Source organism: Polynucleobacter sp. 39-46-10, from assembly GCF_002282275.1.
This window is the reverse complement of sequence record NZ_NCJB01000023.1, coordinates 1-25,759: the sequence shown is the minus strand read 5'-3', so window position 1 is coordinate 25,759 and position 25,759 is coordinate 1. Positions and strand designations below refer to the sequence as shown.

Here is a 25,759-nt window from a genome sequence, read left to right as displayed (position 1 = left end):
ACTTCGATTCTGGCCGTTTACATGCCAATCAGTGGAAGGGCATGGAAGATGAGGCCATCATTAAAGAATTGTGTGAAATTCGGGGTATTGGGCGCTGGACTGCTGAAATGTTCCTTATTTTCAATATGGTGAGGCCCAATATTCTCCCTTTGGATGATGCCGGCCTCATTAAGGCTATTTCCCTCAATTACTTCAGCGGAGAGCCAGTTAGCAGGCATGAAGCCCGTGAAGTGGCTGCAAATTGGGCCCCTTGGCGTACGGTTGCAACCTGGTATATGTGGAGAAGTCTCGACCCCATCGCCGTTGAATATTAAAATCAAGCTATGAAAACGACTTTCCTGGATTTTGAGCAATCAATCGCTGAACTAGAGTCAAAGATTGAAGAGCTGCAATTTGTACAAGATGAATCATCAGTAGATATTTCTGATGAGATCAAAACGCTAAGCGAAAAAAGTCAGCAGCTGACTAAAGATATTTATGCCAACTTAAGTCCTTGGCAAGTTTCTCAAGTTGCTCGTCATCCACAGCGTCCTTATACATTAGATTACGTGAGCGCTTTATTCACAGATTTTCATGAGCTTCATGGCGATCGCAATTTTGCTGATGATCAATCCATTATTACTGGTTTAGCGCGTTTTGATAACCAGCCTTGCATGGTGATCGGTCATCAAAAAGGTCGCGATACTAAAGAGCGCGCATTAAGAAACTTTGGAATGAGTCGTCCAGAAGGCTATCGCAAAGCGAAGCGTGTGATGCGCTTGGCAGAAAAGTTTAAATTACCAGTATTCACCTTTGTCGATACGCCAGGTGCCTTTCCAGGTATTGATGCAGAAGAGCGCAATCAATCCGAGGCAATCGGCCACAATCTCTATGTTCAGGCTGAGTTAGAAGTTCCAATCATTGCCACCATTATTGGCGAAGGTGGTTCTGGTGGTGCGCTTGCCATTGCCATGGGTGACGTAGTGTTGATGTTACAAAACTCAACTTATTCCGTGATTTCACCGGAAGGCTGTGCATCTATTCTTTGGAAGACTGCTGATAAGGCGCCAGAGGCTGCTGAGCAATTGGGCCTGACTGCACAACGTTTAAAAGCTATCGGCTTGATCGATAAGATCGTTGCCGAGCCAATTGGTGGTGCACATCGTGATTACGAAACCATGATGAATAATATGCGCAAGGCTCTGGCTGATTCCCTCAAAACCTTTGATGGTATGAAAGTGGATGCGCTTCTTGAGCGTCGCCATGAACGCTTGATGAGTTATGGCAAGTTCAAGGAAATCGAAGCCAAGTCCTAAGGCAGCCTCTCAAGTAGCCACAAAAGCAACCAGACGTATTGGTCTTGCCTTAAGTGGCGGACTTGATTCGGTTGTCTTGCTCGATACTGTTTGCAAGGCAGTCCATGCAAATTCAAATAATCCAACTGAAGTTTGGGTATTTCACATTCATCACGGACTTCAAAGGCCTGCTGATCAGTGGCTGGAGTTCTGCGAAAGGCTAGCCAAAAAATATCAAGTACATTTTGACTTTCGTCTATTGCATTTCGCTGATCAATCTCAGGGCAATATTGAAGCCAGGGCAAGGGTAGAGCGCTATGAGGCCCTCACTGACTTATGTGTTGAACATGGCATCGAAGATCTGTTGCTTGCCCATCATCAAAACGACCAAGCAGAAACCGTGCTCCTGCAACTTCTTCGAGGTTCTGGCGTAGCAGGTCTTTCTGGTATGCCCCTCCATCGCGCAAACGCAAACCAAGTTAACCCAATAACTTTCTGGCGACCCTTGCTTAGTCAAAGCAGGGCAGAGTTAGAGGTTTATGCCAAAGAACACAAACTCAAATGGGTGGAAGACCCTAGCAATCAAAATACGCGCTATCGCCGTAATGCTATTCGTAAAAACATCATTCCGAGGCTGGAGAAAATTCAGCCTGGAGCAATTGCCAACTTGGCTCGCAGTGCTGACTTGCTTGCTCATTCTCAAGTGCTGCTCGATCGCTTAGCCGAGCTAGATGGCAAAAAAATTCTTCAGGCCAATCAATTAAAGTTGGCACAGCTCCTGACTCTTGCCAATACAGACAAACCTGCGGCTAATAATCTGATGCGTCATTGGCTCAGGCTCAATGATTTAGCGATGCCATCCCAAGAACGTCTTGAGTCTTGGTGGAAGGATCTGATGTCGGTAAAAGCAGGTTCGAGTTTGGAATGGCAGCATGATGGGGTGAGTATTCATCTCTGGCGCGATCGATTGCAGGTCGTCTACTCCAATACCGGACGGTGGATATTTCAGGCTATCCCTGCACGGAGCAAATCACTTGGTTTACCAGCCGACTGGGTAAATGCAGCCCTAGAGAAAGGTCTCGTTGAAGAAAGAGTGCGTCAAGGGGCGGAAAAGATTCAGGTCAAGCCCAACACGCCACGTAAAACGCTTAAGAACCTATTTCAAGAGTCAGATACCCCGCCTTGGGAGCGGCAGGCGCCATTGCTTTATATCAACGACCAGCTCGTAGCGGTTGCTGGGGTAGGTGTGAGTTACTCACATTTAGTTGCATACGGAAAAAGAGTATTGCCTTGCTGGGAATTGCTTTAACTTAATAAATCCCACCCGATTCTTTTTGGTGGCGAATGGCATTGATGAGAATCATATTTTTTGACTCCTCAAAGCTATAGAGGGCAATATAGCCACTCTTTCCACGTGATATCACCAACTCTCTTAGGTGGATATCGCAGAGTCGGCCAAGAAGTGGATGCCTTGCTAGAATTTTCACAGCTTCTTCAATTAATTCAATGGTGAGAAGTGCGGCACTTTTGTCATTTTCAATTAGGAAATCAGTAAGTCGCTCTAAATCATCAAGTGCTTGGGGAGCAAAAACAATTCTTACCAATTGCTAACTTTCAATGTAGATTTTTTTCCTGCGATACGGGATTTCATTGCTTCAAAAACCTTATCTGATTCGAAGACCTTACCATTCTTGATAACCCCTTCACGAGCAATGTTGGCTTGCTGAATGAAGTTTCTGCGTATTTCCGCGTTAATGCTGGCTTGCTTGATGGCTTCCACCATAAATGCATGTGGAGTCATACCCAGTTCTTTAGCTGCATTTGTAGCCTGTAGTTTTATTTCTTCGGTGAGCTTGAGGGAGGTTGTGCTAACAATGCTCATATGGGTCTCCTGGTGTTACTTTAGTAACACCAATCGTATCGCCAGACCAAGCCACTGTCAATGCCCACCGTTTTGAACGATAAAAACCCTGTAAAATAAGCCCCTTTTAGACCCTAGGGAATGTAATTCCCTGTAAATAGACAATACGACGGTTTTTATGGCTCTTATCGTTCATAAGTATGGTGGCACCTCAATGGGCTCGGTTGAGCGCATTCAGAATGTCGCTAAACGCGTTGCTAAGTGGATGCGTGCAGGTCACCAGGTAGTTGTGGTGCCTTCAGCTATGTCTGGAGAAACCAATCGTTTGCTTGGTTTGGCTAAAGATATCAATCCAGATGCAAATCCACGCGAACTGGATCAAATCGCCTCTACAGGTGAGCAAGTGAGTTCTGGCCTGTTGGCTTTGGCATTGCTACGTGAAGGTGTTGATGCAGTTAGTTATGCCGGTTGGCAGGTAACCGTTCACACGGATTCTTCATTCACCAAAGCGCGCATTAAGAGTATTGATGACAAGAAAATTCTTGCCGATCTGAATGCTGGTCGCGCCGTAGTGGTCACTGGTTTCCAGGGTGTTGATCCAGGCGGCAACATCACCACCTTAGGTCGTGGCGGCTCTGACACATCTGCTGTTGCCATGGCTGCAGCGCTCAAAGCTGATGAGTGCTTAATCTACACTGACGTGGATGGTGTCTATACGACGGATCCGCGCGTTTGTGAAGATGCACGTCGCTTGGACAAAATTACCTTTGAAGAAATGCTCGAGATGGCAAGTCTTGGTTCAAAGGTATTGCAGATTCGTTCAGTTGAGTTTGCAGGTAAGTACAAAGTTAAAACCCGTGTTCTGTCATCACTGACAGATCCGTTGATGCCCCTTGATCAAGAGATGAAGTCGGGCACCTTGATTACATTTGAAGAGGACAGCACCATGGAAGCCGCAGTTATTTCCGGCATCGCCTTTGCGCGTGATGAAGCAAAAATTACCGTTCTTGGGGTCCCTGATCGCCCAGGTATCGCCTATCAAATTCTGGGTCCGATTGCGGATGCCAATATTGATGTGGACATCATTATTCAGAACCAGTCGTTTGAAGGTAAGACAGACTTCACCTTTACAGTTCCACGTTCTGATTACCAAAAAGCCTTGGACTTGCTGAAGAATAATGTCCAATCCCATATTGAAGCCAAAGAAATCACTGGTGATCCAAAGGTGTCTAAGGTTTCTGTAGTAGGTGTTGGTATGCGCTCCCATGTTGGCGTTGCCAGCAAAATGTTTCGTACATTGTCAGAAGAGGGCATCAACATCCTGATGATCTCTACCAGCGAAATCAAGATTTCTGTTGTGATTGATGAGAAATATATGGAGTTAGCTGTACGCGCTCTACATAAGGCTTTCGAGCTGGATCAGCAGTGAAAATACGCTGTAAACGCTTTAAAACTGCAGTAAAACCCCGCAGTCAACGGAATCCGTTAAACTGTGGGTCGTTGTAAAGGCATCAAGCAGGGAGACGTGGCCGAGCTGGTCGAAGGCACTCCCCTGCTAAGGGAGCATCGGGGCTAAAACTCTGATCGGAGGTTCGAATCCTCTCGTCTCCGCCAAAATCCTTGTGATTTAACTGCTTGAGCCGGCACGACAAATAACTAAGCCCCTTAACCGGGGCTTTTTTATTGTCTATTCGCAGGTCGCCCTCGCAACTTCCCAGCAAGCTATCGCTTCCATTTCAACTTTTTAATCCTACGAGCCTTTCCAGTACATGCTTAAATATCTTTACTAAAGTTCACAACTTCACAACTTCTGTGGTATAGTGCTTCTAAAGGAGGTGAAATGAGAAGAGCGATACCAAAAACACATCAAGCTTTAGATTGGATAGGGAAGGGATTGACCGCAGCTCAAGCCGCTAGAAAGATGGAAATTTCAGAATCTAGTGTCTACGCCGCCTTAAGAAAAACAAAAGCAAAAGATTCAGGTTGTTGTCCAACATGTGGTCACAAATTAAGGAAATAAGATGAAAAAAACTCTATTAGCTGTTGCCTCAATCTCCGTAGCTGCATTTGCATATGCAAATACCTCATCTGATTCTTCTGAATTGGTGAGTCAGCAGTGCAAGATTTCAGCTGAAGCGGTTTCGACATTAAAGGGATTGCGATATGGCAATACTTCCATCCGCAAGGATGTGGCTGGCCTGATTAATATCAATCTGAAGGTGCAAGAAAATAAGGATGCAGCTCAATTGACCTTAAACCGAATGGTTGACGATCAAGTGATCACCACATCCGCATTAGAAGCAAAGTATTGCTCTTAACTTGTCATGAATGGGTTGTCCTTAATCTTCTATAAAGGCGTTTGATGACCCATTCATTTGAGTGCCCAGAATGTGGCAACCCCAGGGGAATGATGGGGGAATGTCGTCAATGCGGCAGCGAGGATCTTCCTATTCCGCATAGCGATACGATGGTGCTCAATTTAAAGCTCGATAGTCCAAGCGCAGAAGAAGCTTTGGATCGACTCACTATTGGGCTTCGTCGGGCCTCTGAGGTCGGAATGAAGGCAATCATCTTGATACATGGTTATGGGGCTAGCGGTGAGGGTGGCAAGATTAAGTGGGCGGTTCATGACGCCCTAGATAACAACTATTTCTCAGATCGGGTTGATGACTACTATTTTGGTGAGCAAACTGCGTTTGGTAGCGAGGCTTACCATGCCCTTTTGAGAAGGAGGCCTGGATTAAAGGCCTATCTCAAGCACTTTAAGGAAGGTAATGCAGGTATGACGGTATTAATACTGTGATCTCTGTTGGAATTGCTTAGAATGGGCTTATCCATCAAATTCGGTGGCATCAGCAAGGAGTGGTAATGACTGCTAAAAAATCAACAACTGTGCACGAAGAGCTTCAAATCAATTCCGAAAATTTAATTGGTGATTTCAAGGCGCTCATGGCGGACGCTGAGGATCTCATTAAGGCAACGGCAAACCATGATGATGGCCCACTTGGGGCAATTCGTTCAAAAGCTTTGGAGACTCTTAATAGCGCAAAAGAAAGTCTTTCCTCAGTTGAGGGCACTGTGACTGAAAAGGCTAAAGTCGTTGCTGAGCGCACTGATGAGTTTGTTCACAGAAATCCTTGGGAAGCAGTAGGCGTTGCTGCCGGGATTGGCTTATTGCTTGGTCTATTTATTCGTCGCCGCTAGGAATACATGTCACAAGAAAATCTTTTCTCCTCGCTAAAGAATCTCGTCTCCACCGGAGCGTCTATTGTTCAGACTCGTCTGGAGTTGATCTCGACTGATGTACAGATTGCGCGCACTAAGTTTCTGAGTCTTTTAGTGATGGTGATCTGTACATTGTTTTTCTTATTCTTTGGCTTGGTAATGCTAGCCTTACTCATTGTGATTTATAGTTGGGAGACTGATCGGGTCTTGGCGCTAAGCTTGCTGACGTGCGGTTTCTTAGCGGTGGGGTGCATTCTTGCTTTGATAGTTTTACGCTCACTCAAGACTATGCCTAAATTATTTGATGCAACGATTACTGAGTTAGCTAAAGACCGCCAGGAGCTCTCTAAATAATGAGCCAAAAGCTAGCTAGACTTCAGGCCCGGCAAAGGGAGTTACATGAGCGGGCGGCCCAAGAACGCGCTGAATTTGCCTTGCATTTTGAGCCGCTAGAAAAGCCCTTGTCATGGGCTGATAAGGGTATTGATGCTTTTAATTTCATGAAGAGCACGCCCATTCTGTGGACTAGCGCATTTGCCGTGCTAGCCCACTACAAGCCTAAGTTGGCCAGTAAGGTGCTTGCTGTAGGCTGGGGCGCCGTCAAACTTCTCAAGGGGGCTAAGAGCCTTCTCTAGCTGGCCCTTAAGCAATAAATTAAGCAACCAAGACTGTTTTATTAGCTATCCCGTTTTGGCTCAAGATCTCACCACCTTTCAAGCCATCGATTTCCAGTAAGGTGAGGGCGCCAGCTACTTCAAAGCCAGCCTTTCTCAGTAAATTTCTAGCTGCGATGATGGTTCCGCCAGTTGCTAAAACATCATCCACAATCAAAACACGCACACCTGCTGGCAAAGTGGATTGCTGAATTTCCAGGGAATCAGAGCCGTATTCCAGGCCATAAGATTCTCGATGGCTGGCCAAGGGTAGCTTGTTCGGTTTACGGGCCAATGCCAGGCCTTTATGGGCTTGCCGGGCCAGGGCTGTGCCAAAGATAAATCCACGGGATTCAATGCCCAGAATATGGCTATAGGCGAACTGTTGAGCCAAAGCCTCCAGCTGCAATGTAGCCTCTTTAAATGCCTCAGGGCTCGCCAAAAGAGGGGAGATATCCCTAAAGAGAATTCCTGGCTTGGGAAAGTTCGGGACGCCGGGTAGATAATCTAATAAATTCATTATTGGCTGATATGAAAACACAATTACTCATTATTACCGCATTGGACTCGGAGCTTGCAAAAAGCATGTTGCCAGCGGGTGTGGAGATAGTCTATTCCGGTGTTGGCAAAATCAATGCAACAACAGCCAGCCTCCAGGCTATCCATCAATTTCAACCTCAACGGATAGTGAACTTTGGAACTGTCGGAAAAATTAATCCTGCCTTAGACGGTTTACTGGAAATCGGTAAGGTAATTCAGCGAGACATGATGACAGTACCTCTAGCTCCACGAGGGCATACTCCTTTTTGCTCAAAACCATCCCAATACTTATCCCTTGGCGGTGAACACACTTGCGGGACTGGCGATAGTTTTGTAACGGCTCACGATCCTTGGCTAATATCCCAGGGCATTGATGTGGTGGATATGGAGTTATTTGCTATTGCCAATATTGCCTATCAATTTAATATTCCATGGCAATCATTTAAATATGTGACTGATGACGCTAATGCGGATTCTGGCAATGAGTGGACGCATCGCGTAAACCACGGGCAGGAACTCTATCTAGAGAAGCTCAAAGAGTTGATGAGCTCCTAAAGAGCGCCTAAGCACAATCCAATTTACTCATGCAGATCAATGCTCAAAAACCCTGGCTCAAGAACTATCTCGAAGGCGTTCCTCATGAGATTGATTTGGCAGGGCACATATCGATTGTTGATTTAATAGAAGAATCATTTTGCAAGTTCCCCGATCGCATTGCAATAGATTCGATGGGCTACAAAATCAGCTACCGTCAGCTGGATATTCTGTCAGCAGACTTTGCTGCCTATTTGCAAACCTTAGGTCTCGAACCAGGATCACGAATCGGCATCATGTTCCCTAACGTTCCGCAATACATCATTGCGATGTTGGGTACGCTGCGCGCCGGCTTTGTTGTGGTCAATATTAATCCGCTCTACACGGCCAGAGAGCTGGAACATCAATTGCAAGATAGCGGCGCATCTATTTTTGTGATGTTAGAAAACTTTGCACACGTGTATCAGGAGATTGCTGATCATGGGCTTGTGAAGAAGGTGATTGTGAGTAGCTTGGGCGAGACTCTAGGTCCAAAAGGCGTCATCATTAATCTGGTTGCTCGCCATATTAAAAAGCTCATCCCGCACTGGAATTTTCCTTGCGTTAAATTGAATCAGGCCCTCAAGATAGGTGCTGGACATGGCTTTACTAAGCCCACTTTAGCGCAGGACGATATTGCGTTTTTGCAATACACGGGAGGCACTACTGGAGTCTCTAAGGGTGCTGTCTTATTACACAGGAACATCTTAGCCAACATCATTCAGATTGAGTCTTGGCTTGAGCCTGCTTTAAAAGGGCGGCATCAGCAGCTAGTCTTTTTATGCGCGCTGCCGATGACTCATATCTTTGCGCTCACTGCTTGCGGTCTTCTTGGAATGCGCAAAGGTGGCAAATTATTGCTAGTGGCAAACCCCCGCGATATCACCGGTTTTATAAAGTTGCTGATGAAGCATCCTGATATCAATATTTTCCCGGGCGTTAACACTCTGTTTCATGCGCTGATTCATCGTCCTGAATTCAGTAATGTGAAATTGCCCAATCTTTTGGTCACCATTGGCGGTGGCATGGCAGTCCAAAAGAAGACGGCTGAGCTTTGGCAGAAAATAATGGGGGTGCCGATTGCTCAAGGCTACGGTTTATCGGAAACTTCTCCAGTGGTGTGTGTCAATACACCATTTGTAAAGGAGTTTACGGGCTCTATTGGTATGCCGGTGCCCAGTACGGATGTATTGATTTTGGATGATGATGGAATAGAAGTTCCTTTTGGTACGCCTGGAGAAATTTGCATTAAGGGGCCGCAAGTCATGGCGGGTTACTGGAATAGACCTGAAGAGACTGAGCAATTTATTACGCCCGAGGGATATTTCAAGTCGGGCGATATTGGCACTATGAGCCCTGAGGGTTATGTGCAGATTGTGGATCGCAAGAAAGACATGATCGTGGTTGCTGGCTTTAAAGTCTTTCCGAATGAAATCGAAGAAGTGATTTCATTAATGCCTGGGGTAAGAGAATGCGCTGTGATCGGATTCCCGCACCGCAAACTCGGCGAGATTGTTAAAGCCTATATAGTCAAAGATAAGCCAGAGTTAACTGAGGCTCAGGTTATTCAGTATTGCAAAGAGCAAATGACGAGCTACAAACGCCCCAGAAAAATTGCCTTTATTGATAAAATGCCCAAGTCCAATGTTGGCAAGATTCTGCGCCGTCACTTGCGTGACATATAAAAACTACAAACCGCCACCAAAGCGGTATTGCCAAGAGATGCCGTATAGGTCGTAGCTATTATTCGTTCTGGAGTAAGCGCCAGTACTCGCCGATAGTCGAACGGAGTTGTGTTTATTCACTGGGTAGGACAGGGTTGTACCAAAGCGCCAATTCTCTTGATTGCCGCTAATGGGGTTGCCATTCACATAGGATTGTCCGCCAGTGAAGTAGGTGGCATCTACAGAGACCCAAGCCGTATTCTGAAAGTAATAGATCGCATGAGTCTGGGTTGAGTAGACGGGGTCCTGAGATAAGGAGTTACTACCCATAAAGTCAGTATTGCTCGTGTAAAAAATACCAGCGCCAGCTAACTCTAATCTCCAGGGGCCAAGTGCCTTGGATATACCTAGGCCCGGCTGGATAAACCAGCGATTGGCGCCGACATTGATCAGTTGATTATCGTTGTACTTACCCCATGGCACTGATGCCGCAAGACTCACGCCGACAATGAGATCTTGTTGGTAGTCCTTAAATTGATCTAGCGTTAACGCTGGAGCCCCGTAGAGATTAATTGCGGCTTTGATGAGTGGATCCGATAAACCCTCGGTACTGGCATTGACTGTTTGTCCGCCAACATTGCTCGACCCGCTTAGTTGGCCATAGGGAAGAACTAAGGTGAGCTTTCCAGATTGACCACCTGCATCAAAGATATGGGTAAGACCCATGACCTCACTTGTTAGCGTGTAATTGCCTGCTTTTGCTTGCGCGACACCGGCGCTGATGAAGTTAATGCCTACCGGTGCATTAGAATAGGTTCGTGCCTCGATTTCTTGAGCATAAGATAGTCGGGTAAATAGGGCGCTTGCAGCTAGCAAGACAAAGACTAAAACTCTAAAGCCTCTGCCCATCAGTAATGGAATCAAATTCATGATGAAAGACTGTCTTGCAGAATTTCAATTACTTTGATTCTGGCTTCTTGCCAAACAAAATCTCTAGGGTGGCATTGCTACCCAGCATCATGCTCATGCCTGTCAATAGTAAATAGGGCCACACAATTAACCAATACACAATCGACATAGCTACTACGTGCAATGGATTGGATTGGCCAAATTCAGTCATAGAAATCAAGAATGCTTTGCCATGTATTAGCCCGTGAACACCAGCTTCTAAATAATTCAAACCCAAAACAACGAGTAGATAAATCACGGATTCTAAAAATAATGAGCTCACAACGCCATGCTTACGATCTACTTTGATTGGGAAAGCTGCTTGGGCAACCAGCATGAACTTGGCGCATATCGCCGCCTTAAATAGCGCAAAACCAAAAATACTTAAAGGGATCGGTCTTTCATCTAGTGAAGTTGCTCCTAAAAAAGCAAGTGCGCAGAACCAAGTCCCAAAGTAAATAGTCAACTGAAATGCTTTTACAAATTCTTCCTTCGCCTTTTCTTTAAAGGTGTGCCCATGCGCTGAGTTTGGAGGAGTTGCGTTCATGAAAACTTTCTACGGTATTAGATTAGCAATTACTGCAAGAACCGCCAGCTTCAACGGGAGCTGGTTCTTGGGTGTAGCGTGCAATAAATGCATGCTTGCTCTTAAGCGGTAGCTGAATCCAAACAAAGTGACCGGATCCAGGAGCGACATCAATGGGTTCGCCTTTGAGATTCCACATGGCATCTAGCACCATGTCTTGGTTACCTTCGGGTTCAATAATTTCTAATTTATCACCTAGAGAGAAGCGGTTTTTTACATCCACCTTGACGCGACCAGAAGCCTCATCAATTTCTAAAGTTTCGCCAACATAGAGGCTTCTGCCTGATAAAGAATGACCACGCATATAGAGTTGATACTCTTTATCGTGATGACGCTCATAGAAGCCATCGGTGTAGCCACGATTTGCCAGACCTTCTAGATTGCCAATGAGGGACATATTCATTGGGCGACCAGCTACTGCATCATCAATCGCCGTGCGGTAGGATTGGCAGGTTCGAGAAACATAATAAGGCGACTTAGTACGACCCTCAATCTTGAACGAGTCCACGCCCATTTTGGTCAAGCGTTCAATATGCTCAATCGCACGTAAATCTTTGGAGTTCATGATGTAAGTGCCATGCTCATCTTCTTCCATGGGCATTAAATCATCTGGACGACGAGCCTCCTGAAGTAGCACCACATCACCGCTGGTATTTTGTTGACCAGGCTTAACCTTGTAGTCCCAACGACAGGCGTTGGTGCAAGCACCTTGGTTGGAGTCACGATGGGACATATAGCCAGATAGTAAGCAGCGGCCTGAGTAGGCAATACACAATGCCCCATGAACAAATACCTCTAATTCCATTTCTGGACAGTCTTGACGAACCTCTTCAATCTCATCGAAAGAAAGCTCGCGTGACAGAATGACACGACTAATACCAACTGAGCGCCAGAACTTTGCAGAGGCACCATTCACGGTATTGGCCTGTACTGATAAATGAATAGGCATATCCGGCCAAGCTTCTCTAGCCATCATGATGAGACCTGGATCAGACATGATCATGGCATCAGGTTTTAATGCCACGACAGGATCCATATCCTTAATATAAGTACGTGTCTTACCGCCATGAGGCAGTAGGTTGGAAACCAGATAAAACTTCTTGCCTAAAGCATGGGCAGTATCAATACCTTCTTTGAGTGTTTCCATTTTTCCGAAGTCGTTATTACGAACTCGGAGAGAGTAGCGTGGCTGTCCGGCATAAATGGCGTCAGCACCAAATTCAAAGGCAGTACGCAAGATGGAAAGGCTGCCGGCAGGGGCTAGAAGTTCAGGAATCTTAGTCATCCACCTATTTTAGTGAATACAGGCATTCTTGGTAGATTTGCGGTGTCACCGAGCCCTGGAGGCTATTAGGCGCCAATTTATCAAGCTATTCCAGGCAAATGAGCTGCTATGAAGAGTATCCTACGGGGTCTGTGGCGAGCATTGTAAAAACGAACAGGGAGCCTTCCCTTGAGCTGTCCACCTGAAATCGAAGGCACTTATTAAAGAATCAGAAAGAACGTAATGACAAAACTCACATCCAAGCCCATCCTGAAAAAAGCGAGCGGCATTTTGGCGCAAGAGTTTGCCATCCCTAAAGACATCGCCTGGGCCTGGGTCACATTATTGCTGTCACAAGAAGAACAAAAGCGCGATAGTGAAGAAAAACGCTATGCCCGTATTGCAGAATTTGAAGCCTGGATTACGGGACTCAATTTACCAACTGATCCAAAAATTCCTGCAAGCGCTGCCGTAAGCCCAGATTCGGTAAAGAATTCAGCTAGAAACGTATTTGAGTGGCCACATGAGTACATTTTCGAAGAGCCGGCAGCAGCTAAGCATCCAGACTCCAAGATGACTTACAGCGATACGATTACCAAACCAATCTTAGATGCAATAAAAGATGCTGGCGGATCCGATGATCGTCCTGCACTCATTGCAATTTTGGAAGGCTACGCAAAAGAAGGCAGGGAGCCCTTTGCTAATGTCACACCAGAAGGCATCGAGTGGAAGGGTAGCAATTGGTCTGAATGTGACAAGCTGAATCTTCTCACCATTAAAACCCTCAATAACCGCCTAGCCAATCTAAGAAAGAAGGGTTTGATTTAAGATTCTTTGAGTTGATTGCTTCTAACTAATGTAGGGGGTTTATATGTGCACAAGAGTCACGTATCTTGGTGATGATAATTTTGTTGTTACTGGGCGCTCCATGGAATGGGGTGAAGATCTGCAAAGTGATCTATGGATATTTCCTGCTGGTGTGTCACGCAATGGGATGTGTGGCGCCGGCTCATTAGAGTGGACTTCAAAATACGGTAGCGTGATCGCTTCTGGCTACAACATCGCATCAGGCGATGGCTTAAATGAGAAGGGGTTATGTGCAAACCTGCTCTATCTAGCTGAAGCCAATTACGGAAGTCTCAATGGTAAGCCGCCTATGTCTATTACACTTTGGGTTCAATATGCATTGGATAACTATGCAACAGTAGCTGAAGCAGTTGCGGGCCTCCAGGCTGAGCCATTTAGAGTTAAATCTCCTATCTTGCCCAATGGACGTCCTGCTAGCATGCATCTGTCTCTTTCTGATCCAAGCGGCGACTCAGCTATTTTTGAATACGTTGATGGAAACTTGGTTATTCATCATGGCAGGGAATACCAAGTGATGACTAATTCACCAGTGTTTGATCAGCAGTTGGCTCTAGACGCATATTGGAGGCAAATTGGCGGTAACGTATTCTTGCCAGGTACAATCAGCGCCGCTGACCGGTTTGCAAGAGCCTCCTATTTTGTTAGCGTCATCCCTAAGACCATAGATAAAAATTACATTACTGCCGTTCCTGAGCAAAAAATGCAATATCAGGCCGTAGCTTCTGTGCTTGGAATCATGAGGGCAATAGGCGTTCCACTGGGCATTACCACTCCAGATAAGCCAAACATCTCATCGACGCTTTGGCGCACAGTAACAGACCATCAAAATATGATCTATTACTTTGATTCAGCAACAACACCAAATACCTTTTGGGTTGATTTAAAGGATGTAGATTTTTCAAAAGGGGCGCCAGTCAAGAAATTAGCGATTGCCGGTGGCAAATATTACGCGGGTAATACGGCTAGTCAGTTTGTGGCAGCAGAGCCTTTTGCTTTTGGTCCAGCCTAATATTCCACTGGTTTCATGCATTATTTGCACAAAAGAAAACCCCCCTAGATTGCACTAGGGACTTACTAATTTGGCTCCTCGACCTGGGCTCGAACCAGGGACATACGGATTAAAATTCACTTTCTTGACTCCTGAGTGCTCATTTTTACACGGATTTACACAGGTTGACAATGTCAAGTTTTTTTGAATCAATCGGTCGGGGTTTTGGATGGAGGTCGGCTATGGAAATGGAGCAACGGATTAAAAGAGCTGTTTTAACGCCGACAAACTCAATTTAACACGGGAAGTTACAGATTGATGTGCTGAAGGATTTGTGATCCGATAATCCTACGATGACCATCTGTTGACTGATCCGTTCCCCCATATTTCCGATAACTGCTATCGGCCATAACTAGTTCTTCAGTTTTAAGAAAATCAAAATTAGCTTGATTTTTCACCCTTGAATTATTTTCACAAGAAACATTACAACCGCCACCACGAGGAGTAGATGGATAAAGCCACCTAAGGTGTTAGAAGTGATTATTCCAGTTAGCCAAAGAAGTAGCATAACTATTGCAATTATTTCAATCATATTATTTCCTTGGTTTAAAGAGTTCTCAATAAAATCATGCTCTAGGTGGCCATTCTTTCTGGAAGAAGGCGCTCATATTCATTTTTTACAACTTGATAGCATTCACAAGCTCCGTGTTCTAGGCCATGTCTGTCCAAAATGGTGATATGCCCACGGGCATACTTAATAAATCCAGCCTTTTGAATTTTTAATGCGGCTTCAGGAATGCCTTCTCTTCGAACACCTAAGAGACTGGCTATAAGCTCTTGAGTCATGACTAATTCATTGCCCTCTAGTCGATCAAAATTAATGAGTAACAATCGACAAAGTTGCTGCTCTAGCAAGTGATGGCGATTGCATACGGCCGTTTGAGTCATTTGAGCTATTAGCGCTTGCGTGAAGCGCAACAGCAAATGCATTAAAGGAGGGGAGTGATTAAATTCCTCCAGAAGAAGGTCTGATCTAATTCTGTAACCCAGCCCGGCGCTCTTAACGACGGCTGAGCTACTAGTGGTGCCACCGCCATGAATATGGATATTCCTATCAAGCCTTCATTGCCTACAGCTGCAACTTCGGCTGAAGTGCCATCCTCTAAATCATGTAATATTGAAACAATAGAGGTAGATGGAAAATATGCATGACTTAATTTCATGCCTGGCCTGCACAATACCATTCCAAGCGACATTTCTACTATTTCAATGTATGGGAGAAATCTATCCCACTCCAACTCTGGAATGGAGTGAAATAAGTGATTTTGATCCTTGAGGATTTTTGTTGGCATAGGGTGCTCCGTTATTTTTTAGCCAATGGAAATCCACTCTACTCTTGGAAAGTTAAACCCTACGTGCGGTATCGAACTTAATGTAGTTACCCACACGTTAAGAAGGGTAATGTTTGGCACTAAATTAGTTTGAAATATTGATTCTGAGCGTGGAAACGAACTAAATGCCCATATTGATGACTTTAACGAAAATATTTTTAGCCAATGACTGTAATAAGTTTCATACTAAAGGTATATGTCTATTAACAGTTTAAGTTAACTGCAGGAGGTCATCATGAAGCGTCAATGTATTGATAGCAATATCTATATCAGACTTTCGGATCAAACGCCTCGAGATATTCTTATAAGTCTTCTTGAAGATGAAGGCGATGTATTGGGTTGGGAAGAGGAGTTATTGATCTACGAAGCGGCAATGCGCATAGATGATTTACCTGAGGTTTCCATCAGGATGGCGAGGTATGCCCTTAAGGGTCTAGTGCGCGATGGTGTGGTTCTGCGAGAGGGCGGTTTAATTTTCCTTAAGGACTGATGCAATGCAGTCTTTAGTTGCTCATACCATGTGTCGAGATAGGTAAGGCGCAGGGATTACTCCCTTGCTCTAGCAAATAATGTATTTGGGTCCCCACGATTTTCTGCTATCGCCAACCTTAGGGCTTCACGCTCAAAGGCGGTAACTTCAACTTCATTCTTTTTAAGATCTTCGGTATTTTCAACGCCGTCTAGACTCACGATATAGGTCCAAATAATGTCTGGCGACCAACCCTTGCTATAAATATCTACATTTCTTTTCATGAGTGCCCTAGCGAGGCTCTCTAAGCTGGGAATTCAGTAGATCAATTATTTCAGCCCAGTCGGCATCTTTTAGAAGCTCGTCCCTGAGGAAATTCTGTTGGCTTACCTCCCAAAAACTAGCTTCAGACAGTACAACCGATGGGTGAAGTGGTGCATGCCTTGCAATGAATTTGGCAATGGCATCAGACTCGGCGGGAAGTCCAAGTTGCTCAAATAGTGATTTCAGAGAATGAAAATCAGTTTCCATATTCAATACCCTTCATATCTACTAACTGTATACGCTTAAAACCCCCGGGTGGCAAATTAGGGGATGATCAGTTCAGGTTATCGGTATCGCGGGGGCAGAATTTCTGAAAATTAGTGCGCAATACATGTGCGATATTCACAACTCACTAAGTAAAAATAATATTCACTATGTGCGTTTTAGTACGGATAACGACAAACGAAGGCATTTAAATTGATCATGCCTATCTAGATAAAAAACTCTAAGGAATCTCATTCGCTACATCACCATCTGGCAAATAAATGCCCCCTTGAGGATGTGTGCGATGCCATTTATGCATTACAAAGCTGACCCAACTGGTGGCTAAGAGTTAAAAGTGTTGAGCAGATTGCTGAGGGTAATACAGGCGGTACTAGAGGACGCTAGCAGTTCGCATGGAGAGGCGCCTTGCCTATAGGCTCGAGTTTGAAATGCAGGTCAAAATTTATACCTTCTCGCCTGATTGAGGGCCGAGTAACGGGTGATGTTAATGGCTTGGGGACATGGTGCTTATCAAGTAATGGCAAAACAACTAGTGTGCTCTATGAGTGGAATGTTTCTATTTGTAACCGAATGATTAGTTTTCCTCCATATATTGCATATTCAATTGTGAGATGGAATCATAATTTTGTTATGCATCAAGGGGGTTTATCTTTGACTCGATTGCTTAATGCAGATTTAGTAAAAATTGAACACTCATAAAGTATCTGTGCCCACTCGTAATATCCCTATCAATGTGTTAACCCTTCTAATATTTAAATATAGGCCCCTTTCATGATTTCAGATAGCGCAGACAATAAGCAAGTAAATCAAAATATCGAAGCAGTATTAGATTTTTATGCGCACGAAGATGAAAAAATGAGCTTTGCTCAACGCCTTTTAGAGCGTATCAGTTGCTTTATCGGGAAGCCCATCTTTCTTGCTCTGATACTGCTATTTGTTGTTCTCTGGATTGCCGGAAACTTATTATTGCCCGTTTATTCAATCGCTCAATTTGATCCTCCTCCCTTTCATTTTTTACAGGGAATCATAGGGCTATCTGCATTGCTGACTGCGACAATTGTTGTATCAAATCAAAATCGTTTAGCAAAAATTGAGGAGCAAAGGGCTCATCTAGACCTTAAGGTAAATTTGCTGACAGAACAAAAAACAGCAAAGATGATCGACCTTTTAGAGGAATTAAGATTCGATTTGCCAAATGTTAAGAATAGGCCAGATTCTGAGGCAACAGAATTAAAACATGCAATGAATCCAGGTCAAGTACTTGCTGCTCTTGATGAGCGTACCGAGATGGATGCATCACAGAAAAATATAGCTAATACTCAGGTTGTTGGCATCGATGGGCATAAACTGACATAGGAGCCCCATTTCGAGTCAACACTAAATGTGGATGTAAAAATGCATTTAATGAGTTAGATGTCGAACAGATCATTCGAATCAAAATGGATATTCTTGAATCTTAATAGTGACGCGTAGTTGCGGCGCGGTGTCCAACTAAGTTACCCCTATAGGAGGGCTTTATGAAACACCCAATCAAACCATTTAGATTTATTCTCATTCAATCTTTGGCTCTACTGGTGTCGGCAGGATGCTCTAGCCTTAATCCAAGCAGTCAACCCATCTCAAAAAAACCTGCCATTAATAAAGATAGCCAATACATGTTGAGCCTAGATTAAAGAAAAACTTATATCATCAAAAATACAAAGTTGTTAGAATTCACATATGAAATTCACCATGGCCTTCCATTCTGATATTCCCGAACTCGTTGAGTTATTGCAGACCCTCTTTGAGCAAGAGGCAGAGTTTGAGCCTAATTCAGAAGCTCAAAGAAATGCCTTAAGAAAAATTATTCTTGATCCAAAGATTGGCGTTGTTTTAGTTGCCAGAGGTGACGAAAAAATATTAGGAATGGTTAATCTGTTATTTACAGAATCTACCGCTCTAGGTTCTAAGGTCGCCATTCTTGAAGATATGGTTGTTCTGGATACATTCAGGGGTGAAGGTATCGGCTCTAAATTAATTGATTATGCGATTGGAGAAGCTAAAAATGAGGGCTGTAAACGAATTACCCTGTTAGCTGATATTGAAAATACTAAAGCCCAGTCTTTCTATCAAATGAAAGGATTTGTGAAATCCAAAATGACGCCCTATAGGCTTTTGCTAGATTAGATATCCTCAGCCCTGGTTTGATTCCGCCCCTGGCTACCAAGAAATACCAAATCCACCTTCGGGAGGTTTTTCTTTGAGAGTCTGCTTTCTGCCTTGATTTCAACCCGTCGATGCTCGATGCAACACACTATAAATTGCGTAAGCGCAAGGAGTGTTGCTCATGAAACAACGACCTCGAATCTATTACACAGCTATCCAGAAGGATTTAATGTGGGAGCGCTGGAAAAGAGGAGATTCTCTCCAGCAGATTGCCCAGTTATTTGATCGCCACCACTCGGCAGTTCAGCGAATTTTAGCTGAGAGTGGCGGTATCAGACCCCCAGAATATTTTTGCGATCTGCAGCACCCATGGCAACGAGGCTCGAATGAAAATACCAATGGGCTGCTAAGACAACACCTCCCAAAAGGAATGAGCTGAGCCAATTACTCACAAGCCAAATTCATTGCAGTGGCAAAGCAACCAAATGAACGTCCTAGAAAAACACTAAACTATCAAACACCGGCAGAACGTTTTGCCCAATCTGTTGCATCGACGGGTTGAAATCAAGGCTGATAGCGGACATTTAATGCTCATCGGTCGACCTGGGCTCGAACCAGGGACCTACGGATTAACAGTCCGGCGCTCTACCAACTGAGCTATCGAGGAATAAGCCGATATTATAGCAAGATGAAATCATCTACCCCAAGTTCTGTGCAGATCCCTAAAGTATTGACCATCGCCGGGTCTGATAGCGGTGGTGGCGCGGGCATCCAGGCCGACCTCAAAGTCATTACAGCCCTTGGTGGATATGGGACGACGGTCATCACCGCCATCACAGCCCAGAACACTTTGGGGGTAAGTCGTATTCAGGATATCGATCTTGATGTAGTTGAGGCTCAAATTGATGCGGTGTTTCTGGATATTGGGGTGGACATTGTCAAAATCGGCATGTTAGCTAGCCCAGAAATTGTTCGCACTGTAGCTTCGGCTCTCAAGCGCCATGGAGCCAAAAGAATTGTTTTGGATCCCGTGCTGAGGGCTACATCAGGCGCTAGTCTTGGTGGTGATGACACTGCTCAGGCCATGATTCAAGAGTTATTCCCGATGGCGTCTCTGGTAACGCCCAATCTGGAGGAGGCTTCTTTACTATTGGGCCGAGAATTAACTGGCCCTGAGGATTTCAAGCTAGCTGCAGAGGAGTTGCTCGATATGGGCCCACAAGCAGTCTTGATCAAGGGCGGTCATCTCGATGCAACCCATACTCAACTGACCGATTTTCTGATGTGGCGAACCCTGGAAGATGGCCTTGAAGTAGTTCAGTCAAAAGAATTCAAACACTACCGCGTCAATACGCTCAATACCCATGGCACTGGTTGCTCATTGGCCTCTGCCATCGCAACATATTTGGCTGATGGCCATGATCTTTTTCATGCGGTTGCTAAGGCAATCTCTTATGTTGAGGCCGGACTAGAGGCGGGGCGTTTCTTGAGTATTGGCGAAGGTCCTGGCCCCTTATGGCATATGCATGATTTTTATCCCACTGCATTGCCAGAAGAAGAGGGTAAGTATTAAGTTTGATGCATTAAGTTTTATGACTTAAGTCTTCATCAACTCTTGAAGACGCTTCACAGCTGCTTTAGGATCACTAGCGCCATTAATTGCTCTGACAACAGCAACTGAGCCAACTCCACTTTGTGCCACCGCATGAATGCTGCTCTCATCGATGCCACCAATCGCTACTAATGGGTAGTGGTTCATTAATTGAGCGTACTTATATAAACGTCCTAAACCCTGTGGAGCAGTTTCCATCATCTTCAAATTCGTTGGAAAGACTGCGCCCATAGCGATATAACTTGGGCAGAAACGATCGGCATAAACCATCTCTGCATAACCGTGGGTGCTTAAGCCAAGTCGAAGACCTGCAGATCGAATGGCATCCAAATCTGCAGTTTCTAAATCTTCTTGTCCCAAGTGGATTCCGTAGGCGCTAGCCTCAATCGCATCTTGCCAATAATCATTAATAAAGAGCAAGGTCTTGCTACCCTGAACTGCATCAACAGCTTGCGCAATCTGTTTGCGAATAAGCTTTTTATCCTCGGATTTGAGGCGCAGTTGTACCGTTGGAACTTCGGCGTCAACCATCCGCTTTACCCAATCAGCATCTGGCATGACAGCATATAAACCCAAACGCTTTGGACACTCGGCAAAGGCATTTGGATTCATGTTCCTGGTCCACGGAAGTAAATCAAAATGCTCAGGCCTAGAGGGCCATTTGAATGGGTTGAATCCACCATCCTGATTAACCATGCGGGACCAGGCCTTACCCAATACTTTGGCATCACATGCAATAAAACCCATCTCAATTGCTGCTACCGTACCAGCTAGTTCGTAATGATCAGCTGCGTGTTCATTATCAATTTTAGGAGGAGGTGATGACATGCTGTAAGCCGGAATTGGCAAGCACAGGTCATCCTTGGAATGGGCTGCAACAATTTGATCCGCCAGGTCGCGAACTAAGCTCATGAGTCTTGCTCTTTAGCTTTGATGCCAGAAAGGCGTGCCAACTAATGGCGTGCTGGCTTGAGCCGATTGCTGGGCTTTCATGGCACCAGAAAGGTAGGCAGTGCGACCGGCATCTACAGACATTGCAAATGCCTTGGCCATTGCCACTGGATCATCAGCTAATGCAACAGCAGTATTTAGTAAGACGCCATCAAAACCCCATTCCATCACACTGCATGCATGGGAAGGTAAGCCCAATCCAGCATCTACCAACAGCGGAACCTTTAAGCGGTCACGCAAGAGTTTTAATGCATAAGGATTTAAAGGTCCTTGGCCTGTTCCAATCGGCGCAGCCCAGGGCATTACTGCTTGGCATCCCACATCAACTAAGCGTTGGCACAAGATAAGATCTTCTGTGCAATAAGGTAAAACCTTAAAACCATCTTTAATTAAAGTTTCTGCCGTGGAAACTAAGCGCAAAGTATCGGGTTGCAAAGTATAGTCATCACCGATCAGCTCCAGCTTAATCCAGCTAGTTTCAAAAACCTCACGAGCCATCTGCGCCGTTGCAATCACTTCTTTTGGGCTATGGCAACCAGCGGTATTGGGTAAAACCGGCACTGCCATTTTCTTTAAGAGTTCCCAAAAGCCGGAATGTGCTTCAGTAGTTGAAGTGCCTTGCCTACGCAGGCTTACAGTAATCATTCCAGGATTGGAATGTTTAACGGCATTCTCTAAAACTTGCGGAGATGGGTAGCGTGATGTCCCGAGGAATAAACGGCTAGCAAAGGTCTCCCCATACAGCACCAATGGGTCTGCAGTATTTAAAGGGTTTGGTAAAGGGGCTGTCATCTTAATCAAGTACTCGTATTTATATTTCTGTATTCGTCGCTGGCTTAGCCACCAGTCACAGGGGAGATCACTTCCATCTCATCGCCTTCGCGTAACACTTCTTCGGCATGCCTAGTTTTGGGCACGAATTCATAGTTGATAGCAACGGCAAAGGGTGGTTGCGCATCAATCAACAGCAGTACATCATCAATCGTGCTGTTATCCGGAACCTCTTGAGTAACTTGATTCACCATTATGCGCATGCGCTCAGCTCCTGATGGGTCGAACCTGTGACTTCTAATCCCAATTCAATTGCGGTTGAGCTAGAACCTGAGCTCAGCACTTCCAATGCGCAATCCAGAATAGCTGGAGAGATCATGAAGCCATGGCGATAGAGTCCATTGATCATCATGAGGTCAGCCTGGTTAGATTTTTGATCAACAAAAATCTCAGGTAAGTTATCTTTGAGCGTTGGGCGGCACTGTGTAGCCATCTCCAAAATACGCGCTTCCGCAAAGCCACTATGCACGGTATAAACCGCACTGAGTAATTCCATGGCGGAGCGCACACTCATAGGGGATAAATCCTCGGATTCAATTTCTGTAGCGCCAACAACATAGACATCATCTTCTTTTGGGGCGATATAAATTGGGTAGCGCGGATGAATGAGGCGAGTAGGGCGACGTAGTTTGACTTCCGGCGCGTACAAGCGAATAACCTCGCCACGCACGCCACGTAAATCTTTAGATGTGTCACCAAGCTGTTTCCAGGAATCCTTCGCACCCAAGCCACGACAATCAATCACCCAATCAAAACCATGCTCACTGTTACGGAGCTGCTCAGGATCAATGGATTGATTCCAATGACAAGGCACCTTCATTAAAGTGAACTCGACTAACAAAGCTTCCAGTAACTGGCGGTTATCTAGTTGGCCTTCATTCGGAAGATAGAGACCTTGGGTAAAGCGATCAGCAACCCCCGGCTCGATTTCCGCTAGAGACTGACTATCCAAATGAATCGGCTTAGAAAGCGCCTGATTACGATCGCAATTTCTTTCAAGATGGGAGGCAAAACGTTCTGCATCACTGGCATCTTGACGATGCCATAAGATCAAAGTGCCATCTTGCTGAAAGTAAACCGGCTTAGCTAGTTCATCGATGAGTTGCTTCCAACGCGGGAGGCTATGAACACCCATCCGCACAACGTTATCTTCTGTAATGGCAGATTCCGCCAGTGGAGCAAGCATTGCAGCAGCGATACGTGCAGCTGCATTAGCAGCATCTGAGCCGCCTTTCTCAAACAGCTCAACTTGAGCGCCGCGTTTAGCAAGCGCAACCGCTAGCAACCGACCCATAAGGCCGGCGCCAACGATGGCATATTTGCCGTTTGAGAATGCCTTAGTCACTTACTGATAAATCTCGCTACCGCGCTTACGAAACTCTGCTGACATCTCTTCCATCCCTTTTTGTGGATCGGCAGATGCTTCTGCAGTAATTGGAATCACTTTTGCTTTCGGATTGCCATCAGCATCCAATGTAGCTGCGTAATCCCGTACTTCTTGAGTGATCTTCATGGAGCAGAATTTCGGTCCACACATTGAGCAGAAGTGGGCAATCTTGGCACCTTCAGCAGGTAAGGTTGCATCGTGATACTCACGTGCACGCTCAGGATCTAAGCCGAGATTAAATTGATCTTCCCAGCGGAACTCGAAACGCGCCTTGGATAATGCGTTATCACGCACTTGAGCGCCAGGCAAACCTTTAGCTAAGTCTGCGCCATGGGCTGCAATCTTGTAAGTGATGATGCCGGTACGGACATCTTCTTTATCCGGCAAACCTAAATGCTCTTTTGGTGTGACATAGCACAGCATCGCTGTACCGTACCAACCAATTTGCGCAGCACCAATACCGCTGGTGATGTGATCGTATCCAGGGGCGATATCGGTAATCAATGGTCCAAGGGTATAGAAGGGCGCTTCTAAGCAGTGCTTTAATTCCTCAGTCATGTTTTCTTCAATGCGCTGCATTGGCACGTGACCAGGGCCTTCAATCATGACCTGCACATCATGCTTCCAGGCTTTGGCAGTCAACTCGCCAAGAGTATGGAGTTCGCCAAACTGCGCAGCATCATTGGAGTCAGCGATGCAACCGGGACGCAAACCATCGCCTAAGCTAAATGACACGTCATAGGCTTTCATGATTTCGCAAATCTCATCAAACTTCGTATAAAGGAAGTTTTCTTTATGGTGAGCCAAGCACCACTTGGCCATAATGGAGCCACCGCGAGACACAATACCTGTGATGCGGTCAGCCGTTAATGGAACATAACGCAGCAATACACCAGCATGAATAGTGAAGTAGTCCACGCCTTGCTCAGCTTGCTCTACTAAAGTGTCACGGAATATTTCCCAGGTGAGATCTTCTGCAATACCGCCAGTTTTATCAAGCGCTTGATAGATTGGAACTGTACCAATCGGAACTGGTGAGTTACGAATAATCCACTCACGAGTTTCATGAATATGCTTACCAGTGGATAGATCCATGATGGTGTCTGCACCCCAACGAATCGACCACACCATTTTTTCTACTTCCTCATTGATGGAGGAGGTCACAGCGGAATTTCCGAGGTTGCCGTTAATCTTCACGCGGAAGTTACGACCAATAATCATTGGCTCTAATTCTGGGTGATTAATGTTAGCTGGAATGATCGCGCGACCCGCAGCTATTTCAGAGCGTACGAACTCTCCGGTAACGATATCAGGCAGGTTAGCGCCATAGCTCTTACCAGGATGCTGCTTGAGTAGTTGTTTGTATTCTGGATTCTTGCGCAATTGCTCAAGACCCATAGACTCACGTAAAGCTACGTATTCCATTTCAGGAGTCACGATACCTTTGCGGGCGTAATACATTTGACTTACGTTCTGGCCTGCTTTGGCGACACGCGGAGGATTAATGTGTGCAAAACGCAAATTCTGTGTAGCTGCATCTTGTGAGCGGGCAACACCATACTCAGAACTTGGTCCAGATAATTGCACTGTGTCACCGCGTTCTTCAATCCAACTCTTGCGCAATAACGGTAAACCTTTTTCAAGGTTGATCACGATATCTGGATCGCTATAAGGACCCGAAGTGTCATAAACCGGCACGGGTGGATTGGCAACCATTTCCTCGCCTACGCGTGTTGATAGTTGCTCAATCATGCGGATAGGAGCTTTGATGTCCGGACGTGAGCCCTCTAAATAGGTTTTAGTAGAGGCGGGATAGGCAAATTTTTGGCCGAAGTCACGCTCTAAGCTTTTTAAGCTTGGAATTTCTTGTTTAGTTTTAGTGTTGGTATCGCTCATGTCCATCTCCTGACTGTAATTAGATGGACGAAACCGGGTGACGGTCTGATGGAAAACTCCCCACGCCAGCATTACCTGGATCGGG

General features: G+C 45.4%; 31 protein-coding genes, 1 tRNA gene and 3 pseudogenes. 20 read left to right on the top strand and 15 right to left on the bottom strand.

Translation table 11 applies throughout. The annotated features are described in order from the left end of the window. The 3 genes and pseudogenes from B7X71_RS03985 to tilS form a co-directional block, all read left to right on the top strand. Nucleotides 1-314: pseudogene (locus B7X71_RS03985) on the top strand (DNA-3-methyladenine glycosylase 2 family protein); the annotation flags it as partial. A 9-nt stretch (nucleotides 315-323) separates the two neighbouring features. Next, nucleotides 324-1,295: an acetyl-CoA carboxylase carboxyltransferase subunit alpha gene (locus B7X71_RS03980; RefSeq protein WP_293597376.1), complete on the top strand. Its 972-nt coding sequence runs from the start codon at nucleotides 324-326 to the stop codon at nucleotides 1,293-1,295. Then, entirely contained in the window at nucleotides 1,261-2,583 is a 1,323-nt protein-coding gene (gene tilS / locus B7X71_RS03975; protein ID WP_293597377.1) for a tRNA lysidine(34) synthetase TilS, read from the top strand. The genes B7X71_RS03980 and tilS overlap by 35 nt, the downstream gene beginning before the upstream one ends. A gap of 1 nt (nucleotide 2,584) precedes the next feature. Here tilS and B7X71_RS03970 read toward each other — a convergent pair whose 3' ends face one another. Next, nucleotides 2,585-2,878 (bottom strand): type II toxin-antitoxin system RelE/ParE family toxin, encoded by a 294-nt coding sequence (locus B7X71_RS03970; protein WP_293597378.1) that lies wholly within the window; start codon nucleotides 2,876-2,878, stop codon nucleotides 2,585-2,587. Continuing rightward, nucleotides 2,872-3,156 carry a hypothetical protein gene (locus B7X71_RS03965; RefSeq protein ID WP_293597379.1) on the bottom strand — a complete coding sequence of 95 codons (285 nt, stop codon included), beginning with the start codon at nucleotides 3,154-3,156 and terminating at the stop codon, nucleotides 2,872-2,874. The genes B7X71_RS03970 and B7X71_RS03965 overlap by 7 nt, the downstream gene beginning before the upstream one ends. Before the next feature lie 157 nt (nucleotides 3,157-3,313). Between B7X71_RS03965 and B7X71_RS03960 the strand changes: the two genes are divergently transcribed. From B7X71_RS03960 to B7X71_RS03930, 7 genes are all read left to right on the top strand, one after another. Continuing rightward, nucleotides 3,314-4,564 carry an aspartate kinase gene (locus B7X71_RS03960; protein ID WP_293597380.1) on the top strand — a complete coding sequence of 417 codons (1,251 nt, stop codon included), beginning with the start codon at nucleotides 3,314-3,316 and terminating at the stop codon, nucleotides 4,562-4,564. Between the two features lie 90 nt (nucleotides 4,565-4,654). After that, nucleotides 4,655-4,749, top strand: a tRNA-Ser gene (locus B7X71_RS03955). 407 nt (nucleotides 4,750-5,156) lie between these two features. Beyond that, nucleotides 5,157-5,453, top strand: coding sequence for a hypothetical protein (locus B7X71_RS03950; protein ID WP_293597381.1), 297 nt, complete (start codon nucleotides 5,157-5,159; stop codon nucleotides 5,451-5,453). A 44-nt stretch (nucleotides 5,454-5,497) separates the two neighbouring features. Beyond that, nucleotides 5,498-5,938, top strand: a complete 441-nt coding sequence (locus B7X71_RS03945) for a Smr/MutS family protein (RefSeq protein WP_293597382.1) — start codon at nucleotides 5,498-5,500, stop codon at nucleotides 5,936-5,938. Between the two features lie 65 nt (nucleotides 5,939-6,003). After that, nucleotides 6,004-6,339, top strand: coding sequence for a DUF883 family protein (locus B7X71_RS03940; protein ID WP_293597383.1), 336 nt, complete (start codon nucleotides 6,004-6,006; stop codon nucleotides 6,337-6,339). Nucleotides 6,340-6,345: 6 nt separating this feature from the next. Next, nucleotides 6,346-6,714 (top strand): phage holin family protein, encoded by a 369-nt coding sequence (locus B7X71_RS03935; protein ID WP_293597384.1) that lies wholly within the window; start codon nucleotides 6,346-6,348, stop codon nucleotides 6,712-6,714. After that, nucleotides 6,714-6,995, top strand: coding sequence for a YqjK-like family protein (locus B7X71_RS03930; protein WP_293597385.1), 282 nt, complete (start codon nucleotides 6,714-6,716; stop codon nucleotides 6,993-6,995). The genes B7X71_RS03935 and B7X71_RS03930 overlap by 1 nt, the downstream gene beginning before the upstream one ends. A gap of 19 nt (nucleotides 6,996-7,014) precedes the next feature. Here the strand turns inward: B7X71_RS03930 and B7X71_RS03925 are convergent, their stop codons facing one another. Next, complete coding sequence (locus tag B7X71_RS03925; RefSeq protein ID WP_293597386.1) at nucleotides 7,015-7,533, bottom strand: adenine phosphoribosyltransferase; 519 nt, start codon at nucleotides 7,531-7,533, stop codon at nucleotides 7,015-7,017. Nucleotides 7,534-7,544: 11 nt separating this feature from the next. Here B7X71_RS03925 and B7X71_RS03920 point away from each other — a divergent pair, with 11 nt between their 5' ends. After that, nucleotides 7,545-8,108, top strand: coding sequence for a 5'-methylthioadenosine nucleosidase (locus B7X71_RS03920; protein WP_293597387.1), 564 nt, complete (start codon nucleotides 7,545-7,547; stop codon nucleotides 8,106-8,108). Nucleotides 8,109-8,137: 29 nt separating this feature from the next. After that, nucleotides 8,138-9,811, top strand: a complete 1,674-nt coding sequence (locus tag B7X71_RS03915; RefSeq protein ID WP_293597388.1) for an AMP-binding protein — start codon at nucleotides 8,138-8,140, stop codon at nucleotides 9,809-9,811. 3 nt (nucleotides 9,812-9,814) lie between these two features. Here B7X71_RS03915 and B7X71_RS03910 read toward each other — a convergent pair whose 3' ends face one another. The 3 genes from B7X71_RS03910 to B7X71_RS03900 are packed head-to-tail and all read right to left on the bottom strand — an operon-like array spanning nucleotide 9,815 to nucleotide 12,609. Then, the gene (locus tag B7X71_RS03910; RefSeq protein ID WP_293597389.1) at nucleotides 9,815-10,720 is read right to left on the bottom strand and encodes a transporter; all 906 of its coding nucleotides are present in this window, start codon (nucleotides 10,718-10,720) and stop codon (nucleotides 9,815-9,817) included. Between the two features lie 28 nt (nucleotides 10,721-10,748). Continuing rightward, entirely contained in the window at nucleotides 10,749-11,285 is a 537-nt protein-coding gene (locus B7X71_RS03905; RefSeq protein ID WP_293597390.1) for a hypothetical protein, read from the bottom strand. 22 nt (nucleotides 11,286-11,307) lie between these two features. After that, on the bottom strand, nucleotides 11,308-12,609 hold the full coding sequence (locus B7X71_RS03900; RefSeq protein WP_293600222.1) for a U32 family peptidase: 1,302 nt from the start codon (nucleotides 12,607-12,609) through the stop codon (nucleotides 11,308-11,310). Between the two features lie 222 nt (nucleotides 12,610-12,831). Here B7X71_RS03900 and B7X71_RS03895 point away from each other — a divergent pair, with 222 nt between their 5' ends. Together B7X71_RS03895 and B7X71_RS03890 are read left to right on the top strand one after the other, a co-directional pair. After that, nucleotides 12,832-13,416 carry a hypothetical protein gene (locus tag B7X71_RS03895; RefSeq protein WP_293597392.1) on the top strand — a complete coding sequence of 195 codons (585 nt, stop codon included), beginning with the start codon at nucleotides 12,832-12,834 and terminating at the stop codon, nucleotides 13,414-13,416. A gap of 43 nt (nucleotides 13,417-13,459) precedes the next feature. Next, nucleotides 13,460-14,464 carry a linear amide C-N hydrolase gene (locus tag B7X71_RS03890; protein ID WP_293597393.1) on the top strand — a complete coding sequence of 335 codons (1,005 nt, stop codon included), beginning with the start codon at nucleotides 13,460-13,462 and terminating at the stop codon, nucleotides 14,462-14,464. Nucleotides 14,465-14,897: 433 nt separating this feature from the next. Here B7X71_RS03890 and B7X71_RS03885 read toward each other — a convergent pair whose 3' ends face one another. Together B7X71_RS03885 and B7X71_RS03880 are read right to left on the bottom strand one after the other, a co-directional pair. Further along, a complete protein-coding gene (locus tag B7X71_RS03885; RefSeq protein WP_293600221.1) occupies nucleotides 14,898-15,035 on the bottom strand; it encodes a lmo0937 family membrane protein in 138 nt (45 codons plus the stop codon). A gap of 41 nt (nucleotides 15,036-15,076) precedes the next feature. Continuing rightward, nucleotides 15,077-15,795 (bottom strand): annotated as a pseudogene (locus tag B7X71_RS03880) (Crp/Fnr family transcriptional regulator). 274 nt (nucleotides 15,796-16,069) lie between these two features. Between B7X71_RS03880 and B7X71_RS03875 the strand changes: the two are divergent. Beyond that, nucleotides 16,070-16,324, top strand: coding sequence for a hypothetical protein (locus B7X71_RS03875; RefSeq protein WP_293600220.1), 255 nt, complete (start codon nucleotides 16,070-16,072; stop codon nucleotides 16,322-16,324). 56 nt (nucleotides 16,325-16,380) lie between these two features. On the opposite strand, the gene B7X71_RS03870 is transcribed toward B7X71_RS03875, so the two are convergent. Together B7X71_RS03870 and B7X71_RS03865 are read right to left on the bottom strand one after the other, a co-directional pair. Then, nucleotides 16,381-16,587, bottom strand: coding sequence for a hypothetical protein (locus tag B7X71_RS03870; protein WP_293600219.1), 207 nt, complete (start codon nucleotides 16,585-16,587; stop codon nucleotides 16,381-16,383). Nucleotides 16,588-16,594: 7 nt separating this feature from the next. Next, the gene (locus B7X71_RS03865; protein ID WP_293600218.1) at nucleotides 16,595-16,834 is read right to left on the bottom strand and encodes a DUF2789 family protein; all 240 of its coding nucleotides are present in this window, start codon (nucleotides 16,832-16,834) and stop codon (nucleotides 16,595-16,597) included. Nucleotides 16,835-17,623: 789 nt separating this feature from the next. On the opposite strand from B7X71_RS03865, the gene B7X71_RS03860 reads away from it, so the two are divergent. The 5 genes and pseudogenes from B7X71_RS03860 (at nucleotide 17,624) to thiD (ending at nucleotide 20,570) form a co-directional block, all read left to right on the top strand. Then, on the top strand, nucleotides 17,624-18,208 hold the full coding sequence (locus B7X71_RS03860; RefSeq protein WP_293600217.1) for a DUF1003 domain-containing protein: 585 nt from the start codon (nucleotides 17,624-17,626) through the stop codon (nucleotides 18,206-18,208). A gap of 161 nt (nucleotides 18,209-18,369) precedes the next feature. Continuing rightward, nucleotides 18,370-18,525, top strand: coding sequence for a hypothetical protein (locus tag B7X71_RS03855; protein ID WP_293600216.1), 156 nt, complete (start codon nucleotides 18,370-18,372; stop codon nucleotides 18,523-18,525). Between the two features lie 58 nt (nucleotides 18,526-18,583). Further along, nucleotides 18,584-19,018 carry a GNAT family N-acetyltransferase gene (locus B7X71_RS03850; protein ID WP_293600215.1) on the top strand — a complete coding sequence of 145 codons (435 nt, stop codon included), beginning with the start codon at nucleotides 18,584-18,586 and terminating at the stop codon, nucleotides 19,016-19,018. Nucleotides 19,019-19,343: 325 nt separating this feature from the next. Continuing rightward, nucleotides 19,344-19,559 (top strand): annotated as a pseudogene (locus B7X71_RS03845) (IS30 family transposase); the annotation flags it as partial. A 126-nt stretch (nucleotides 19,560-19,685) separates the two neighbouring features. After that, on the top strand, nucleotides 19,686-20,570 hold the full coding sequence (thiD, locus tag B7X71_RS03840; RefSeq protein ID WP_293600214.1) for a bifunctional hydroxymethylpyrimidine kinase/phosphomethylpyrimidine kinase: 885 nt from the start codon (nucleotides 19,686-19,688) through the stop codon (nucleotides 20,568-20,570). A 24-nt stretch (nucleotides 20,571-20,594) separates the two neighbouring features. Here the strand turns inward: thiD and B7X71_RS03835 are convergent, their stop codons facing one another. Genes B7X71_RS03835 through thiC form a run of 5 tightly spaced genes read right to left on the bottom strand, consistent with a single transcriptional unit; the run spans nucleotide 20,595 to nucleotide 25,674 of the window. Continuing rightward, nucleotides 20,595-21,521 carry a thiamine phosphate synthase gene (locus B7X71_RS03835; protein ID WP_293600213.1) on the bottom strand — a complete coding sequence of 309 codons (927 nt, stop codon included), beginning with the start codon at nucleotides 21,519-21,521 and terminating at the stop codon, nucleotides 20,595-20,597. Between the two features lie 12 nt (nucleotides 21,522-21,533). After that, on the bottom strand, nucleotides 21,534-22,352 hold the full coding sequence (locus tag B7X71_RS03830; RefSeq protein ID WP_293600212.1) for a thiazole synthase: 819 nt from the start codon (nucleotides 22,350-22,352) through the stop codon (nucleotides 21,534-21,536). 44 nt (nucleotides 22,353-22,396) lie between these two features. Further along, complete coding sequence (gene thiS / locus B7X71_RS03825; RefSeq protein WP_293600211.1) at nucleotides 22,397-22,594, bottom strand: sulfur carrier protein ThiS; 198 nt, start codon at nucleotides 22,592-22,594, stop codon at nucleotides 22,397-22,399. Continuing rightward, on the bottom strand, nucleotides 22,585-23,736 hold the full coding sequence (locus B7X71_RS03820) for an FAD-dependent oxidoreductase (RefSeq protein WP_293600210.1): 1,152 nt from the start codon (nucleotides 23,734-23,736) through the stop codon (nucleotides 22,585-22,587). The genes thiS and B7X71_RS03820 overlap by 10 nt, the downstream gene beginning before the upstream one ends. Continuing rightward, nucleotides 23,737-25,674, bottom strand: a complete 1,938-nt coding sequence (gene thiC / locus B7X71_RS03815) for a phosphomethylpyrimidine synthase ThiC (RefSeq protein WP_293600223.1) — start codon at nucleotides 25,672-25,674, stop codon at nucleotides 23,737-23,739. Nucleotides 25,675-25,759 lie beyond the last annotated feature (85 nt).